Source organism: Micrococcales bacterium, from assembly GCA_009784895.1.
Classification (GTDB): Bacteria; Actinomycetota; Actinomycetes; order Actinomycetales; family WQXJ01; genus WQXJ01.
On sequence record WQXJ01000045.1, the window covers coordinates 1 to 17,388 of the forward strand.

Sequence of the window (17,388 nt, forward strand, 5' to 3'; positions counted from 1 at the left end):
CGCCACCCAACCACTCTCGGCATTTGGAGACGAGCCGCGATGACAACCAACGCCGACGAGTCGGCCCCGCGCCCATCAGTGCTGTTCATGTGCGTCCACAACGCGGGACGCTCGCAAATGGCCGCCGGATTCATGCGAGTCTTGGCTGGCGACCGGGTCGAGGTAAGGTCAGCGGGGTCGACACCCGCCAATCACGTCAACCCCGTCGCCATCCAAGCCATGGCCGAGGTCGGCATCGACATCACCGGCCAACAGCCCAGCGTCCTCACCGACCAAGACGCCCACTCTGACATCGTGGTGTCCATGGGCTGTGGAGACGCCTGCCCCGTCTACCCAGGCACACGCCACGAGACCTGGGACCTCGACGACCCCGCCGGACAAGACCTGGAGGTCGTCCGCCGCATCCGCGACGATATCCGGGCGCGAGTCCAACAGCTCATCCGCGACATCGACCTGGCACTAAACAGCCTGGAATGGTGAGCTTGTAGCTGACGCGGTTCCTTTTGGTCATTGATTATGCCAAGGCCGACCAGGCCAAGAACCAGCAGGACCGAGCGGAGCTACTGGACAAACGCAAGGCTCTACTCCAAGCCCACTACGCCGGAGCAATCCCGCTTGACTTGCTCAAGGAGGAACAAGACGCCATCGCCCGCCGCCTAGCTTTCCTGGATTCCCAGATCGAAGCTTCGCGCGAGGTCTTCGAGAACGCCAAAGCCCACCTTGAGGACATCCTGGGCCTGGCTTCTGGCGCCTACCAGCTGTACACCTCACTGCCCAACGTGGAACGGCGGATCTGCAACCTGGCTTTCTTCGACCGAATCAACGTCACCGAAGTTGACCGTGTAGAAGGCGAACCGCACTGGGGCATGGAACTGGTGCTGAACCCCGGAATCCAAGCGACCGCCCTGAAAGCCCACCAGAGTGGGGACGCAGGTGACTACGAGGCTTTTACTGCATGTGTCGATAGTTATTTCGTCACCGGTTTGGTACTCCTCGGCGCTTTGCGCCTCGTCAACAGACTTCAATCGCCTCGGTCAAGAAAGCCAGCGTTCTTGCCGCTCGCCTCAATCGCCTGTGGGCCCCGTGGGGCTCGAACCCACGACCAACGGATTAAAAGTCCGGTGCTCTGCCAACTGAGCTAGAGGCCCATGCCGGTGGTCTGGGACGCCCCAGGCCTGCCGACAGCGCCCTCTATTGTGCCAGGCCCCAGCCAGTGCCGGAAACACCCACCGGGCACAGCACTGAGGCAAGGTATCGCACCTGCTGAGGGGGCGGCATCGGACCTGGCAGCCGCTCGCTAGTCGCCGTACCCCCAAAAGTCCATGGCCTCGGCATTAAACAGGAACCAGTGACCGAAATAGACGCCGTCCGTGTCATGGTAAGGACCACGATAGAACTCATCCATGGTCGCAGTTTCCTCGCCACCCCATGTGACCATCTCTGAGGGCTCTATCCCCACGACCAGACTGTCACCAAAAGCATATTTGGGTGCGCTGTTTTCGTAATACCCATTTCTGACGACTTCACTGCAATCCAGCAAGTAGACGCCCGCATCGCTGTCAAGGATGATCTCGCTGACCGCAAAGTCGCCGCTGACCTCAGCCGGGGTAACAAAGTCGTCGCCGGGATAGACCCTGCCGCCCTCGTCTTGATAGGGCGGCGCGTCGGATGTGATGGAAGAAGCCATGTTGAGGGTTACGCCAGTTCTGCCTTCGACATCTGATGAGTGGAAGTAGCAATCCAGGTTTCCGACTAGATACTGCAGGCCGTAAATCACCTCACCAGACTCGTCATACGATTCGTACACCTCGGCTTCGCCCAGGGCTTGGCTGATTTCCTGGAAGGTCATGGTGGTGTTAGCCCCGCTGAGGCCGCAGGGGCGGTCCTTGCCGCAGGCCACCTTGGTCACCGTTTGGTCGTCCCCCGACCAGCGAACAAACTCAAATTCAAGCCCAATGGTGGCGAAATACAGAACCTCATAACCACCTTCGTTGGCTGAATCGCGCACTTCATATTCAGGGCCTAATTCGTCTATCAAGTCGCGCTTGGTCAGGTTGAAATAGCTTGCGACCTGATCAGGATAAAGCTGGATGATGTCGTTTTGGTTTTCTTTGGCCTGGCCGGACGAAGAGGTGGGTGAGGTGGCTGTGGGAGCTGCCGCCCCGGCATCGTTCGCCCTACCCGCGGCCAAAGCGCTGGTGGCCATGAACGCCACAATGATGACCGCGACCGAGACGATGGAGACCGTGGCCACCTGATTCTTACTTTTCATAATGGCTAGCAGCCTTTCCTTCAGGTTCTTCTTTTCCTCGCACATCATGGTGGACAACACCGCCTTGGGTGCCAGCGAACTAGCGGCCACCGCAATCAGCGTTTCGCCATAGGCCTGCTTTGACACCGGGTCCAAGCCGCGGACCACCGCCTCATCGCAGGCCAGCTCGCAGACCCGGTCGACCTCGCGCCGCATCCACCAGACCAGCGGGTTGAACCAGTGCAACGCACAAGCCAGCACCATCAACCATTTGACCACCACGTCGCGCCGGCGCAGGTGGGTCAGTTCGTGGCGAAGCACGCTTTGCAGCTCAGCGTGGGTGTAGGTCCGGTCCGGTAGCACCAGCTCCGGTTTGATAATGCCTACCAGCATCGGCGTGGTGATGATGGCGCAACGGTACAAGCGCGGTGGCATGGCGTCTCCGGCCAGTCCAACCAGCTCGTAAAGCTCTTCCTTGCCGGCCCTGGTCCGGTGGCGGCGAACTTTGGCCGTGAAGAAGCCATAAATGATGATGTTGTAGGCCAAGACCGCCGCCACTACCCACGGGTAGAGGTAGATGAACACACTGGCGGTCACCCGCCATGGGCTCTGCGACTGGCCTGAGTTGGTGGCCGGTGGCGCTTCAGCGCCTGGCCCCAAATCTGCCCCTAGGTCGGTCCCGGCGGCCTGTTCGCCCACCGTCACGATGGAGTTGTTGACCAAGTCGTGGACCGGTGCTAGGGGTGGGCTGACGCCTGTTTCGGGCAGAACCAGCAGCCTGGAGACCGGTACGAACAGCGCCACCAATACCACCAGCCACAGGTAGTACTGCGCCCACTTGGGTAGGCGATGCCGCATCACCGGTTTGAGGGCCAACAGCGCCACAACCGCCAGACCGCCGGTGACGGACATGATCACCACGGTGCGCACCAGGGCGCCAATCATGGCTGACCGCCTTCCACCTTGAAGAGTTGCCTCAGTTCTTCAATGTCGTTCTCTGTCAGGTTCCCGGAGGAATAGAGCGAGGCCACCAACCGGCTGGCGTCGCCGTCAAAGAGCTTGTCCACCAGGGACTTGCCTTCGGAGGCACTGTGGGCCTGCTCGGAAAGGGCCGGAGCGTACAGTGTCACGTGGTGGACGTGGGTGGTGATGAAGCCCTTGTCGCGTAACCGCGTCACCAGGGTCTGGATGGTTGATTTCTTCCAGTCGGTTTGGGCTTCAAGGGCCGTGCGGATTTCGGTGTAGCTGAGCGGCCGGCCGGCGCGCCACAGTACCCGCATGACCGCTAGTTCTGAGTCCGTGATTCGGGGTTTCACCTGGGCTGCCCTCCTTGGCTTACGGCTGTAGGCCTTACACTACACTTGTAGTGTAGAACCGTCAACAGGTTTCCCCATCAGATCCTGGGCGCCAACGGGTCAAGGCAGATCGGCCCGGCGGACCGGTCAACCGGGCCGCCGGTGAACCTCGAAAACTACCTCCTACCACCCAGGCGCCGGCGCCCAAACGCCACCAGCAACCCACCGAAAAGCACCAGCAGCTCCGCCAGGATGGTCGTGGACCAAACCGTGTCAGTACCGGTGAAAGCCAAACCGGCTTGACTTTGACCGCCGCTGCCACCCCCACCACCACTTGCGGGCACCACCAGCTTGATCGGATAGCTTTGCCCGTGAGAAAACACCGCGACATACCAATGAGTGCCAGCCGGCAGCGTCTGCAAATAGCTTTGAGCGAAAGTGATTACGGTACTGCCGGGGGTAACTGAATAGTTACTGCGGTCCACCACTTTGCCGTCTTTTTCAAGACGCAGGAACTTGAGGTGGTCAGCGTCAACCTTGGCGCTGGCACTGCCCACCTTGTCCTTCCACGTGCCGAAATGCTCCAACACCGCGAATTTGCCAGGTGTTGGAACCAGTCCGTCGTCACTTTGCCCGGTAATGGCGATTGTGACCTCACCGTAAACCGCAGAACCATCTTGCGCCGTTGCCCTGACAACCGCCACGCCGTTGGCGGTCGCCGTGACCAAGCCAGTTGAGCTGACCGTGGCGAAGCCGCCGCCCGAGACCACCGACCAGGTCACATTCTGGTTAGTCGCATCAGTTGGAGTAACGGCGGCGGTCAGCTTGACCGTGCCACCGTTAGCAGTGATCGCAGCCGCGCCATTGATAGTAATCCCGGTTACCAGTACAACTTGTGGCGAGGCGTCTTCATAAGTCGCCGTGACCGTGGCGTCACCCGCTGGCATAGTGAAGGTAGTGCTCGAACTGGTCGGGTCACCAAACACCCCACCATTGCCGCCAGTCCACTCCTTGAACACCTTGCCTAGGGCCGGTGGGCTGGCTGTGATCACAACCGTTGTGCCAGCGTCAAAGCTCCCACCACCACTGCCACCGTTGACCGTCAGGCTGTAGACAGTGGATTGCCCGATGACGGAGATAGTCGCCTCGGCGTAGACCGCAGAACCGTCTTGGGCCGTCGCCCTGACCACCACAGTGCCATTACCAATCGCCGTGACCAGACCGGTCGGCGAGACCGTGGCAAAAGCTCCACCCGAGACGACAGACCAGGTGACGGCCTGGTTAGTCGCGTCATTTGGTGTGATGGCGGCGGTCAGTTGGACCGTGCCGCCCTTGGTGGTGATTGGGGCGACACCGTTGATGGTGATCCCAGTGACCAGCACTACCTGGGGTTGGGCGTCCTCATAAGTGGCCGTCACCGTGGCGTCATTTGCCGGCATGGTGAAGGTGGTTGTGGCGCTAGTTGGGTCCAGGAAGTCCCCACCGTTGCCGCCCGTCCACTCCTTGAAGACCTTGCCCAAGGCCGGTGTACCAGCGGTAATGGTCACCTCAGTACCGGCCAGATACTCACCGCCGCCGCTGCCACCAGTCACCGTCAAGGTGTATCCGACAATCTGCCCGGTGACCACGATGGTGGCCTCAGAGAACACCGCAGAACCGTCTTGAGCGGTGGCTCGGACCACGGCGGTGCCGTTGCCGGTCGCTGTGACCAGGCCGGTCGAGGAGACCGTGGCAAAAGCCCCACCTGAAACCACAGACCAAGTCAGGTTCTGGTTGGTCGCGTCAGCCGGGCTGACGGTAGCTGTCAGCTGGACCGTGCCGCCCTTGGTGGTGATAGGAGCAGCGCCGTTGATTGTGATCGCTGTGACAAGTACATCCCCCGGCTCGGCGTCTTCATAGTTGGCCGTCACCGTGGCCGGACGTGGCGGCATGATGAAGTTGGCGGTGGCGGAGGTTGGGTCATCAAAGGTGCCGCCGTCACCACCAGTCCATTGCTTGAAAACCTTGCCCGGCGCCGGCGGCGCCGCCGTAATAACCACGGCCGTACCGGCGTGATAGCTGCCACCCCCGGTGCCACCGTTCACCGTCAGGGGGTAGCCGTCGCTGGGCGAGTTGGAAATGTAGATGGTTAGCACGGGGTTGGTTCCGCCGGACATGGCGAAGACCAGCGATTCGTCCTGGTCTGCCAACGAAGCCAGGTACTCCTTGAAGAAGGTGTAGGTGCTGCCGCTAACGGAGTAGTCCCTACCTTCGACCAACTCATCAAGGCCGTACTTGATGGCAACCAGTGCGTAGCCGCCGGCGTCAAGCACCACCGGTACATCAGCGTAAGCCGGGAAAACCGGGTTCTTTTCGAAATAGGCAGTAGCGGGGTTCAGGCTGGCCGGACTGATCGATGGGTCCGAGGTGTCAACCACTGTCAACCGGAAGGTCGGGTTGACCCCACCGCTCATCAAGAAGGTGAAGTCATGCTCACCGGTCGCCAGCGAAGCCAAATATGACTTAGTGAAGGCATAGTTGTTACCGGTGATGACGTGGGTTGAGCCGGTGTTGACCAGGTCTTCACCTAGAAGCATGGCCTGGTAGTCAAAGTCGCCGGGATCCAGCTTGACGGTAATGTCCTGGTGGTCGCTGCTAGCTGGGTTGATGTCAAACACCGCAGTGGCCTTGTCCAGCGCAGCGTCGCGAACAACCTGTGGGGTAGTGTCCAGCACCGTCACGGTCAACTCCGGGTTGCCCCCACCAGACATCACAAAGGCGAATCTGCGCTCGCCGAGGTCCAAGGTCGCCAGGTATTCCTTTTTGAACGTGTAGTGGTCGCCGCTAACGGTGTATTCGACACCTTCGGTCAACTCCGACAAGTCATACAGAATCGAATCAAGGTCGTAACCAGAGGTGAAGAGCCTAACGCTGACGTCGGCATAAGCGCTGCTGGCCGGGTTTTTGTCAAAACTCAAACGAGTCTCATCGAGACTGGCCGGGTTCTGGACGGGGGTACCAATGGTACTGAAGGAATGCGCGGCATCGGCCGCTGCCATCAAATTACCTGCCAGGTCAGCGAAGCCATCGATAGTGATGGTGTAGGTCTGGCCGGGTGCCAGCCCGCTGTACCCAATGACATAGGCAGTTGAGGCGATCCACTGGCCCTCACTGGCGTCCAGCAGGCCAATGCCCTGGTCCAAGGCCACCGTGCCAGTGGCAGCCGGGTCCATGTCCTTGTTGAACGTGATCAGGATGGCGTCGTCGGTGAAAGCCATGCCGGACGGGGCCACGGTCAGCACCACCGGTGGCGCAGTGTCGGCGGTGCTGGCGGTGGTGAAGGTGTGAGTTGAATCGGCCGTCATGACGTTGCCGAATAGGTCCGCAAAGCCGCTAACAGTGATGGTGTGAGTGGTGTTGGGGGCCAGGCCGGCGTAAGGCACAGAGTAGACCCCGGCACTAGCCCACCCGCCCCCGGCCAGCGGGCCAACCCCGTTGTCCAGCGAAACCTCGCCAGCCACCCCCATGACCTTGTCGAATACCAACACAATCTCGCCAGACGCGGCCGTGTCGTTACCCGTTGGCAAAACGGTTTCCAGAACCGGCGGTGTCTTGTCCACCACCGTCACATAGAAAACGTTCGAGGTGACGGTTTCGCCATCGGCATCCTCCACATCCATGGACAGTATGTGCCGCCCACCTGGGGTGGCGGGCGTGGTGGTGACGTAGTAGTAGAAGCGGTCGCTGCCAGAGGTGTCATGGATGGGCTGGAAATTCAGCCCCGGCACGTTATTGAGGTTGTTTAGCCTCACCAAGGTGATGTCGCTGACCGTGCCCGCGAAATTGCCAATGAACCCGTTCATTTCTGTCTGGCTGGCCACTCCCCTAATGGGCACATCGGCGGCGGTGGCCGCCTTGTTGTTCCCGATGGTCCACTTTTGGCTGGCCTCTACCACGGTGAAACCATGTGCGTTGTCCGGCGCCATCACATTGCCGGCCAGGTCCGCAAAACCACTGACGTTTACCTGGACCGCCGTGCCAAAGGGCAGTTCAATGCCTGAAGGCGGCGTGGTATTTGACATGCCCTGGTAGTAGATGCGGTAGGTCGATTCGTCCTCCCACCTGGGGGCGAGTGAGCCGCTGGTCTCTGTGCCAGTGGCAATTGGGCCAGCGTCAAAGGTGACTGTGCCGTGCACGGTCTGGTCCATTGGCTTGTCAAAGGCTATGTAGACAAACCCCTGCCGCATGGCGCCGGTACCGGCTGGTGTGAGCCACTCGATGGTGGGCGGGTCAGTGTCCGGCGGTATCAGGGTAAACACGGCCTCAATTTCGGTGGCCGTATCAGGCATGTTGAAGTTGCGGGTGTTGACCCCGGTTTGGCCGGTGGTGCCAGCCTCTTCGATGGCGGCGGCGGGGTTGGCGGCGGGATAGACCAGCCAGTGTTCAAAGCGATAACCAGCGGCCGGTATTGCGGTCATGGTGATGGAACGGCCCCGAATTGCCGGCGAACCGGATGGCAAAGCGCCGCCGATGCCGTATTGGGCCTGGACATAGCCGCCGGCTGCGGGGGTGGCGCGGTAGGTAAGGGTCAGGTTCACACCTGTGGTGAAGCCGGAGACCTGCTTGGAGAACAGGCTTTCCAGCGGGGCTTGACTGGTGCGGCAAGCCTTCACCTTGTAGTAGTACCGAGTGTCGGGCCCAAGACCGGTGTCGGTGAAGGCGTAGCTGCCTGTAGTGGGGATGTAGTTGGCCGTACCGACCAGCTCAAAGTCGTTGCGCTCATCCGCCCGGTAGATCTCAAACCAGCCCATTGAGGTGATGCCCGGTGGATAGTTCCAGGTTAGCTTCAAGCTGCTTGAGGTGGTGCTGGGCAGGTCAATGGCCAAATTGGTTGGGATGGCCAGGGGTCGTCTCGACGAGTCCGGCTGGATCACGTAGCTAACCACGGGGACAGCCATTTTCCCGTCGGTGGACTTCCAGCGGTAGTGCATTAGCTTCCACGAGTAGCCGTAATCGAGGTTTCTCGCATCGTTAGGCATATTGGCCACTGTGCCGGAAAAGATCGAGCCAGTGGTAGAGATCTTGGCGGAACCATGACCGTATTCAGCGCCCAGTGTGACACCGGCCTTGAAACCGCCCGCCCCAATGCCCACTTTGAAGGAGAAGCTCTCTTGGTGCATGGTGCTCTTGGTTTCGGTTTTGCTGACTTCAATGGATTGTGAGATAAACCCGGAGTTGCCGTAGTAGACCCCGCTCCAGGTGCCGTTGTAAATGAGCAAATCGTTGCCGCTTTCATAGCGCCCGCGGGCCTGGCTTTCAGTCAGGTAGGTGAACGGGTCGCCTTGCGTATGGGTCAAAATGCCGCTGTCTCTAATGGGTGGTAGCACGTCCTTGTAGTCAGCGTGTGAGGCGTACTTGGCCACTATTGCATCATATTCGTCCACCGTCATGACCACGACGGACGGTGTATATGGCAGTGACAGCTGGAATTCCTGTGTTTCGGTGGCGCCGTAGGGGTCAGCGGGATTGGGATAGGTCATATCATAGGTGTAAACCGCGGTTGGTACCGAGTAAAGCACCACGCTGTCCTCGTATCCCTTTGTTTTGTACTCAATGGTGTGCGTGATGGAGGAGTCTTTCTGGGTGGTCCAGGTGGTGGTGTGCTTGTATTCGAATTCCATCTCAATGGAGAACAAGGGTGCACCGAACACTGTCGACTCGTGTTCATAGCCAAAGTACACACCAGCACTAAAACTGCCGGACTGGGTGGAAGAACCCCCGGTGCCCTTGTAGGTGCCCCAACCGGTCTCACTGGTGTCGAAGTAGTGCTCGGAGCCGGGTGAGTTGGCCAGGTCGGCGTGAAGGGGGGCGCCAGCCAAGACGGCCAAGATCTTGGGGTCGGAGTAGACCACCTCTTGGCTCTTGTAGCGCAGGGCGACCGAATCGTTGTCGGTGTCCGGGGTGGCCATGAGAAGGCTAGAGCGGTGGTGCCGGGTGGGATTGGCTGGGTCATTATTGAGACTGCGCACCGGCACGGCCCACTGCCAGCAATAGTCCTCATCTGAGCAGGCAGAGAAAAATGGCTCCTGCTTTAGTACAAGACCACGGGTCGGTAGGATGTCGGGCCCGTCATTATTTAGCCTCACCCGAGTGTAGGACAACACAATTTCGTCCAGGAAATCATTGTCTAGATCGGTCGCCACAATGCCGTATTCGAAATACGCATTGGTGCCATTATTGCGCATCTCTGCAACTATGGGCGAGGTAGCCGAATCATAAACCTGGAGCACACCTCGATCCATCACGCCGTTTCTGATTTCCCAAATCAGCCCATGGTAATAGAGCTTGTCAGCAAACCCTGGTCCCGATGACACGGCCACGGCATCGGCCCGCACATGCGGATAGACTTGGTCACGCTCAATCACTTGCGTTTTGTCGGCAAACTTGAGGGCTTCTTCAGTAAACGTGTTTGTGTCAGGATTGAAATGATAGCGGCTCATGTAGATGGTGCTCTTCACAAAACGGTTGCCGGTGTGCTGGTAGTAGGCCCTAACCGCCATCAGGCACTTTTGCCCCGAGGCGTCGAAGTCGCCAAAAACCAGGCTCGGTACGCCCAGCACGGACTGGGCGGCGGCGAGGTTTGTCACCGTGAAAAGCGACCCAGTGCCGCGCGAACCGAGATACACCGACAGCGAGTAGGCGAAGGTGCCGTATTGGTCCCCGACATTGGTGAAGTTGCCGTTGGCAAAGGCCAGGGCTAGATCATCGATACCATCAAAGTTGATGTCGCCTACCACCATGGAGACCTTGTTGGGCATGACGTTGCCGGCACTGCCTAAGGAAACGTTGTGGGTGGCGATTAGACCCCATCCGGCAGGGTTCAGCCAGGCTGTCGAGGCACCTGCGTACCGGTAGACCTCCACCCTGGGTTGATTCGGATCCGGCACATAGACCGCCACCTCGTCAAACCCATCGCCATTGAAGTCACCGGTGACAACCTGCATGTAGTTGTGCAGCAGTGCCGAGTCGTAAAAGCCAAAGGTGTTCGAAGCGCCATCGTCGCGGTCTTTGACGGCGTCATACCGCAGGTACCCGCCGTCCAGTTCGTAGCTGTTACCGATGGGCCCCTTGTAAAGTTCAATCACGTCTGAAGGATTGGTCTGTTCACCGGTCAAGGGGTCAATGAAGAACATGAAGAGACCGGCCTCAGGGCGGTCGGCCGAACTGACCGAGTCGCGGATAGTGTTGGCCCCCAACGCCACGATCATCTTCTTATTGGGCTGGCTGGTGCCCTGGTAGGTGAACAGGCCTGGGGCAGTGGCATAGGCGTCGTACTTTTGCCCAGGGGTGGGAGAGTACTGCGCCGGACCAGTGAATGCCATGGCGCTTTCGTGGCCATAGAGGTTGTAGGCGCGCGGAATGGCATCATTGCGCACTTGGGCGGGGTCATCAACCCCCACAAACAGTTCGCTGACCGTCTTGAAAACGAAGTTGTTCTTGCCGTAAGGCGTACGCGAGCTACTGTATCCCCCAGGAACGGCCTTGTTGTTGAAACCAAAGTCTGTGAAGAAGCCGTCACCTTCTGCGGCAAATGACACAGCTGGCGCCAGTGCCGCAAAAAGTGGGACCGCTAACACCGTTGCCAGCAGTATTGCCGTTGGCTTCTTTGCCGAGGTCTTCATGGTATTCGCTCCTTGGGGCGCAGTGGTCTGGGTCAATCGGGCTGGCCGCCCACCTTGGCGGCTCGTTGCACGTCCGGCTCTCCAGGTAACTGGTGTTTTGCCCCAGGCCCCTAGTCAAATAGTCCGCCGGCCAACCGATTGCGCGCCAGAGTAACACTCACCACACAAAGGTGCCGGAGAGTCGCCAAATTGGGACCACAGGTAGCCTAAATGGGACCAACCGGCTGCCTAAAGCAATAGCCTTCGCCTCTGGACGTCTCGATCGACAGCCCGCTATTCGCCAACCCCAGTTTTTGACGCAACCGGTAGACGACGTTCTTGATGGAATGGTCATCTCCGGCCATAGGCAGCTTCCAAACTGCTTCGTAGAGCTGCTGCGCTGTCAGCGGTGTGCCCTCATTGACAACCAGCATAAACAGTACCGAGAACTCTTTTGGCGCCAAGTTGATGTCCTTGCCGTACAAATATGCCCGGTCTGCCACAGGATCCAATCTGAGCGGCCCGGTCACGATTTCACGGCCAGGGTCATTGTGGTGCATCGCCTCACGCCTGAGAAAAGCCCCGACCCGGGCACACAATTCATCGAGGTCAAACGGTTTGGTGATGTAATCATCGCCTCCGGCTCTAAGGCCGGCCAGTCTCTGATCCTTCGTGCCCAAAGCCGTGACCAGTAAGACCGGTGCCGTGCTGGCGGCCCGGATCTCTTCGATGAAGTCAAGGCCGTTGCCGTCCGGTAACAGAATGTCGAGCACAATGGCGTTAGGGGGCGTTCTGCGAACTTGGGAGCGGGCGGTGGCAAGGTCTGGCGCGGGCAAAACTGAGTAGCCAGATTCGACCAGCGTCCGGCCGATGGCGCGAAGCAGGCGCTGGTTGTCTTCGACCACCAGGACAGTTGCTTTCGAACTAGGCATTGGCGCTCTGCTCCGCCACCGGCAGGTCAAACCTTGCGGTAGTTCCCCCGGTGGGCCTGTTTTCGATACTGATGTTCCCGCCGTGGGAGACAATCACTTTCTGACAGATGTCAAGACCAATCCCGGCGCCACCGCCATCGGTCACACCACGTTCAAAAACGCGCGGCAACAACTCCGGCTCAATCCCCTGGCCTGTGTCGTCAATAGTCACCGTGATGCTGCCTTGTTCCAGGCGGGCCGTCAGCGCCACCTCGCCACCGTGAGTGTGAGCGTTGGCATTAGACAACAGATTGAGAACAACCTGGGTGATTTCGTCGGCACTGGCGTGCACTGGCGGCAGATCTGCCGCCACGTCCAGCCGTAGCTCGTTGTTGTTCCGCTTCATCATTGGGGCAAATAACCGCCCAGCCTGATTCAGCAGCCCGCCAAGCTCAAGGCTGGCTCTGCGACTGGCATCTCCGTGGCCCCGGTACAGCTCGAGCAACCCCGAAGTCAGGCTGGCTAGCCGCTCGGCTTCGTCTTGCAGAATGCTCAGATCATCGGTGGTTTGCGGGTCTGCCTCCAGCCGGCGCAGATCCTTAGCTGCCAGTTGAGCGTAGGAGGACATGACGGCCAACGGTGTCCTGATCTCATGGGCCAGGTCCGTCATCAAATCCCGCTCGAAACGCCTCATCCGGTCTAACTCGGCGTTCTCAGTGGCCAACCGGCGCTCAGCCTCTTTGGCCACGGCGACCTCCCGCTGGGTGCCCAAGAACAGCGCTGTCATCTGGAACAAGGTGAACGCCACGAACGTGTAATCGGCCACCGGTCCGGGCAACAAACGGAACGACACGGAGACCAAGTTGTAGAAAAGAGTGTCAGTGATGAGGCCAACCAGCACAATACCCAGCCCAAAGACAATCACCCGCTGTTCGGTGTTGGGTTTCCGCAGTTTCATTGCCAGCCTGGTAATGATATAGACCGCCGCCAATAGCGCAATGGCTTCCAAATAAAGGATTGTCTGCGACATGAGAATAGTGCTGGCAACCAAATAGAACGTTCCAGACACCGCCGCAACTGCATAGACCGAAACCCTGTACGCCTTCTGCAGTACACCAGGGAACAGCTGGTGATATGTCAACGTCACCAGCAGAAGTGTCGCCGGAATCGTCAGGTACTCGATGCGGAAAGCCAAAGTCCATGACAGCCATGGCACTGCAGTCAGCAGGATTTTTGTCCCGGTGCAGCCAACCCGCAGGGCCCAAATCAGGCACAGGAGCGCAATCCACAGGTTCGCCCGGTAGGTCGGCAAGGTCAGGAACATCAGTACGTGAACAATGAACAACAGGATCAGAAAACCCATGACAATCGCCGATGAGGCGACGAAGGTCTCCATTTGACGGTTGGTGCGATCATCCACATCGATTTGCCAACCAACGTGGCTGGAACTGTCTTGGTGGGCATAGTTCGAGGTCTGCACAACAATCTCGATCACACCGTCGATGGGTTGCGCTGTGAAATAGAAGAGTCGTTCACCCAACTGGGCCGTGTCTTTGGACACAGATGGTTCGCCGGCACTGCCTAAGAACTGACCGTTGACATAGACCCGAGCACCGTAGTCGGGGGACACTCGGTTTATGGCGTAATTGCCTGGGTGGGCAAGTATCCTCACGCGGGACGTTAGGTAATCAGTGCCGGCAGGTATGGCGCCAACAACAACGTTCTTAGAGGCGGCAAATTGCTCTGGTGTCAGCAATTCGTTTGGGACGTACTCAACATCACCCAGAAGAACGGCCCCGTTGGCCTCGAAGTCGATACTTCGCACGTCCCAAACCCCGTCGCTTGACTCGATGTCTTCCAACACCAGCAGGGACTTCAGATGCCACAGCGAAAAGCATGTCAACAAGATCAGCGGCAGGATCACCGCCAGGACCAACTTGTCACTTTTTAGGTCTGGAACCCTCACGCGCGCCCTTTCAACTGATCTGAGTCGCCCAAGGCCCGGACAATGCTGCCCAGTGGATCTCAGCCAAAATCAGAGTTGGCGGCGTCTGGAACAAGGTTCGTTTCCTAACTGTCCTGAGGCGGGTCCCAGCCATAGACGATACGGGACCGCGGTCGGATTCGGCAGGGCCGGCATCGGGCAAGGCCAGCCAACGCGGCCAAACCTAGGCGGCCGCTTTTGCCCCATCGCCGGCCTGCAGGCGTTCGGCCCGCTCCTCCGCTGCCACCAACTCGGCTGGTTCGGGCGCCTCACCGGGCCGGCGGTAACCGTGGAAATCAGATAGCGGCAGTTTGGCCAGCGGCACGCGGGCGGCGTTCAGCACAGCCAACAGGTCGATCACCTCTTGGGCAATGGCGCCGGCCAGCGCCGGCAACATGCCCGCCACCGCGAAACCCATGCCGATAACCGAAAGAGCCATACCACCCAGCACTGACTGCAGCGCGATGCGCCGGGCGCGGCGAGAGATATGCAGCAGCTCATCCACACCATCTAGGGCCGTGTCTAGCACCACCGCGCCGGCGGCCTCAGCCGTGGCGTCGGATTCCTGACCAAAGGCGATGCCAACCGTGGCCGCGGTCATGGCCGGCGCGTCGTTGATACCATCGCCCACAAACACCGTCACGCCCTTGGCCGTGGCTTCGCGGACCAGTTCAAGCTTCTTTTCGGGTGTGCAACGAGAGTGGATCTCATCGATACCAAGCTCCTTGGCCACCCATTCGGCCTCAGTTGGTGCATCGCCGGAGATCATCACGGTATTGGCGGCACCGTGTAACCCACCGAGGTGTTCAACGAAACTGCGAGCGCCCAGCCGCGGCACGTCGCGGAAACGGAAGGTGGCGGCGTGCTGACCGTCAACCAGCATGACGCATTCCATACCGGCCTGGACCGGTGGCACCTTGGCGGCGGCCGCCTCATCCAGCATCGAAATGGCTCGCGCGCGCGAGGTCACGACCACCTCGTGGCCCGCCACCTGGCCGGTCAGTCCAACCCCGGCCCGGTCAGAAACAGCCACTGGCCTGGAAGCCAGCCTCAGCTCAGGGGCGCGGTCCTTGGCCGCCAGGACCAGCGAGCCGGCCAGCGGGTGATTGGAAAAGGCCTCCATCCCGGCTGCCAGCGCCAGCAGTTTGGCTTCGCTGTCTTGGCCGGGATTTGGGTCAAGTGACGCACTGGATTGCTCGGTGACCAGGCTGTTAGCTGGGACGGCGGCCGGCCCGGGCGCAATCTCGACTAGCTCAGGCCGCCCGTAGGTCAGAGTGCCGGTTTTGTCGAAGAAAATGGTCTCGGCCGTGGGCAGGGTCTCTAGGACGCCCGGATCGCGCACAATGACGCCGGCCTTGGCGGAAAGCGAAATGGCGCCAATAATCGCCACCGGCACGCCAATTAGCAGCGGGCAAGGGGTCGCGATGACGATCACATCCAGGAAACGATTCGGGCTGCCGGACCAAATCCAGCCGGCCACGCCAAAGGCCAGGGCGACCGGGGTGTAGATAGTGCCGAGTTTGTCAGCCAGACGCCTGACCCGCGGGCGTTTGGTCTCAGCTTCTTGCAGTACACCCATGATCTGGGCATACCTTGAGTCTTGGGCCAGCTTGGTGGCCCTGATGGTTAGCGCAGTCTCGCCGTTGACCGCCCCGGAGATGACGGGAGAGCCAGGGCCCTTGGCGATGAAATACGGTTCGCCGGTGAGGTAGGACTCCTGCATTTGGCCGTCGCCGTCCGTCACTTCGCCGTCTACGGGGGCCAGCTCGTGCGGCAGGATGACCAGGATGTCGCCAACTTCGACCCGGTCGACCGGGATGTCCTCGGGTTGATCAGATTCCGGTGTCACTCTGTGCGCAATAGTTGGCGCTTTCTTGGCCAGCGCATCAAGCACAGCCGAGGCCCTGGTGGTGCAGGCCTGTTCTAGGGCTTCGCCGCCTGAGAGCATCAGCACTATGATCGCGCTGACCAGCCATTCCTGCATCAAGGCGGCGGCGATAATGGCGATGGCCGCCAGTATGTCGGCACCGGGGTCCTTCTCCAGCAGCGACTTGAAGATGTTGATCAGCATGAACGCCCCGCCCACGGCGATCACTAGCCACAGCGGCAGGGTCATGGCCCATTTCGGTAGTTCAGTCAGATGCAGAAGCAGGTAGGCGGCGATGGCCACCACAGTGGCGCCAGCCACAGCGCCTTCGCGTGAGGTGACAAAGCTCTTGATGCTGGTGTTAGCCACGGCGGTCAGCCTAGAGGGGCAAATGTGCCAGAAGCTAGCAAGCTAAGGCTTAGCTAACCGGGCGCGGCGGACCCCCGCATCGAAGGGTTTTGGTTCAACCGCGCCGCGCCTGCCCCTCCTTGACCCCGCCCAATCCCGCCAGTTCGCTCTGAGCGAACGCCGGTATCAAATCGGCCCCCGTAGCGTTGATTTGTTCGGTTGCCTAACAAATAGGCAGCCGTGGAACTGAAGTCACTATCAATCATGGGAGGCAGGACGTGGCCAAGACACACCGCAGGACCAAGATCATGCTGGCGGCGGTGGCCGCAAGCACGTTTGGCTTGACCATTTTACCCGCCGCGCTGGGCAGTGCGACCGATGCCGGTGGCCTGAGCGCAGCCTGGAGTCCCAACGCGGCAGCCGTGGCTGGTGACCACAGCGCGATGGGCCAGGCCATCCCTCATGGCCGATGGCGGCCGGTCCAGCTTCCAACTGACGGCACCTTCGCCATGGACTACGCCGTCTCACCAGTTGCGCCAGCCACGATCAGCTGGCCAACACCGACAACTAATCAGGGCCGCTGATGATCTCCTCCTTGCTCACAGCAGCGGCCAAAACGGCGCCGAAGGCACAGACGCTGCGGCGCCACCGCCGGGACGATTTACGGGGGTAGTTCGTTTCGGCCAGGCCGCGGTTGGCCGTCCTCGGGGGTGGACGGCTTTCCGTGGCCTTACCTTTGCCTCCAGTAGCACCGTCCTGGCGCCAACTCTTCTCCGGTCGAGACCGGCAATTGCCGGTAGACCCGGCCATCAGCCCGCCGGCTCATGATCAGGGCAGCTTCGATCCACCCGGCCCGGCCAGCCACCGGCTTCCCGTACACCGACTTGATCGATTCGATGACTCCCGCCAAGCGACTTGATCGATTCGATGACTCCCGCCAAGCGACTTGATCGATTCGATGATTCCCGCCAAGCGACTTGAACGATTGAACCACACCGGCCAATCGACCTGAACACCTCGATGGCTCCCGCCAAGCGACTTGAACGTTTGAATCACACCGGCCAATCGACCTGAACACCTTGATGACTTCCG

At 60.0% G+C, this 17,388-nt stretch carries 9 protein-coding genes and 1 tRNA gene; 2 read left to right on the top strand and 8 right to left on the bottom strand.

Going from position 1 to position 17,388, the window contains the following annotated elements; all coding sequences use genetic code 11:
* Positions 1–39: 39 nt before the first annotated feature.
* Positions 40–480 (top strand): arsenate reductase ArsC, encoded by a 441-nt coding sequence (locus FWD29_08080; GenBank protein ID MCL2803888.1) that lies wholly within the window; start codon positions 40–42, stop codon positions 478–480.
* A 287-nt stretch (positions 481–767) separates the two neighbouring features.
* Here FWD29_08080 and FWD29_08085 read toward each other — a convergent pair whose 3' ends face one another.
* The 8 genes from FWD29_08085 to FWD29_08120 all read right to left on the bottom strand — a co-directional run bounded on the left by FWD29_08085 (position 768) and on the right by FWD29_08120 (position 16,317).
* Positions 768–1,025, bottom strand: coding sequence for a hypothetical protein (locus FWD29_08085; protein MCL2803889.1), 258 nt, complete (start codon positions 1,023–1,025; stop codon positions 768–770).
* Between the two features lie 50 nt (positions 1,026–1,075).
* Positions 1,076–1,148: transfer RNA gene (locus FWD29_08090), tRNA-Lys, on the bottom strand.
* A 149-nt stretch (positions 1,149–1,297) separates the two neighbouring features.
* Positions 1,298–3,196, bottom strand: coding sequence for a M56 family metallopeptidase (locus tag FWD29_08095; GenBank protein ID MCL2803890.1), 1,899 nt, complete (start codon positions 3,194–3,196; stop codon positions 1,298–1,300).
* Positions 3,193–3,567 carry a BlaI/MecI/CopY family transcriptional regulator gene (locus tag FWD29_08100; GenBank protein ID MCL2803891.1) on the bottom strand — a complete coding sequence of 125 codons (375 nt, stop codon included), beginning with the start codon at positions 3,565–3,567 and terminating at the stop codon, positions 3,193–3,195. Before FWD29_08100 ends, FWD29_08095 begins: the two co-directional genes overlap by 4 nt.
* A gap of 155 nt (positions 3,568–3,722) precedes the next feature.
* The gene (locus FWD29_08105) at positions 3,723–11,207 is read right to left on the bottom strand and encodes an Ig-like domain-containing protein (protein MCL2803892.1); all 7,485 of its coding nucleotides are present in this window, start codon (positions 11,205–11,207) and stop codon (positions 3,723–3,725) included.
* A gap of 206 nt (positions 11,208–11,413) precedes the next feature.
* Positions 11,414–12,118, bottom strand: coding sequence for a response regulator transcription factor (locus FWD29_08110; protein ID MCL2803893.1), 705 nt, complete (start codon positions 12,116–12,118; stop codon positions 11,414–11,416).
* The gene (locus FWD29_08115) at positions 12,111–14,063 is read right to left on the bottom strand and encodes a sensor histidine kinase (protein MCL2803894.1); all 1,953 of its coding nucleotides are present in this window, start codon (positions 14,061–14,063) and stop codon (positions 12,111–12,113) included. Before FWD29_08115 ends, FWD29_08110 begins: the two co-directional genes overlap by 8 nt.
* Positions 14,064–14,265: 202 nt before the next feature.
* Positions 14,266–16,317 (bottom strand): heavy metal translocating P-type ATPase, encoded by a 2,052-nt coding sequence (locus FWD29_08120; protein MCL2803895.1) that lies wholly within the window; start codon positions 16,315–16,317, stop codon positions 14,266–14,268.
* Positions 16,318–16,574: 257 nt separating this feature from the next.
* Between FWD29_08120 and FWD29_08125 the strand changes: the two genes are divergently transcribed.
* Positions 16,575–16,880, top strand: a complete 306-nt coding sequence (locus FWD29_08125; protein ID MCL2803896.1) for a hypothetical protein — start codon at positions 16,575–16,577, stop codon at positions 16,878–16,880.
* Positions 16,881–17,388 lie beyond the last annotated feature (508 nt).

What these genes read in the sequence shown, in the direction of transcription:
- FWD29_08080 (MCL2803888.1), top strand. Translation starts at nt 40, where the DNA reads ATGACAACCAACGCCGACGAGTCGGCCCCGCGCCCATCAGTGCTGTTC.
- FWD29_08110 (MCL2803893.1), bottom strand. Translation starts at nt 12,118, where the DNA reads ATGCCTAGTTCGAAAGCAACTGTCCTGGTGGTCGAAGACAACCAGCGC.
- FWD29_08105 (MCL2803892.1), bottom strand. Translation starts at nt 11,207, where the DNA reads ATGAAGACCTCGGCAAAGAAGCCAACGGCAATACTGCTGGCAACGGTG.
- FWD29_08095 (MCL2803890.1), bottom strand. Translation starts at nt 3,196, where the DNA reads ATGATTGGCGCCCTGGTGCGCACCGTGGTGATCATGTCCGTCACCGGC.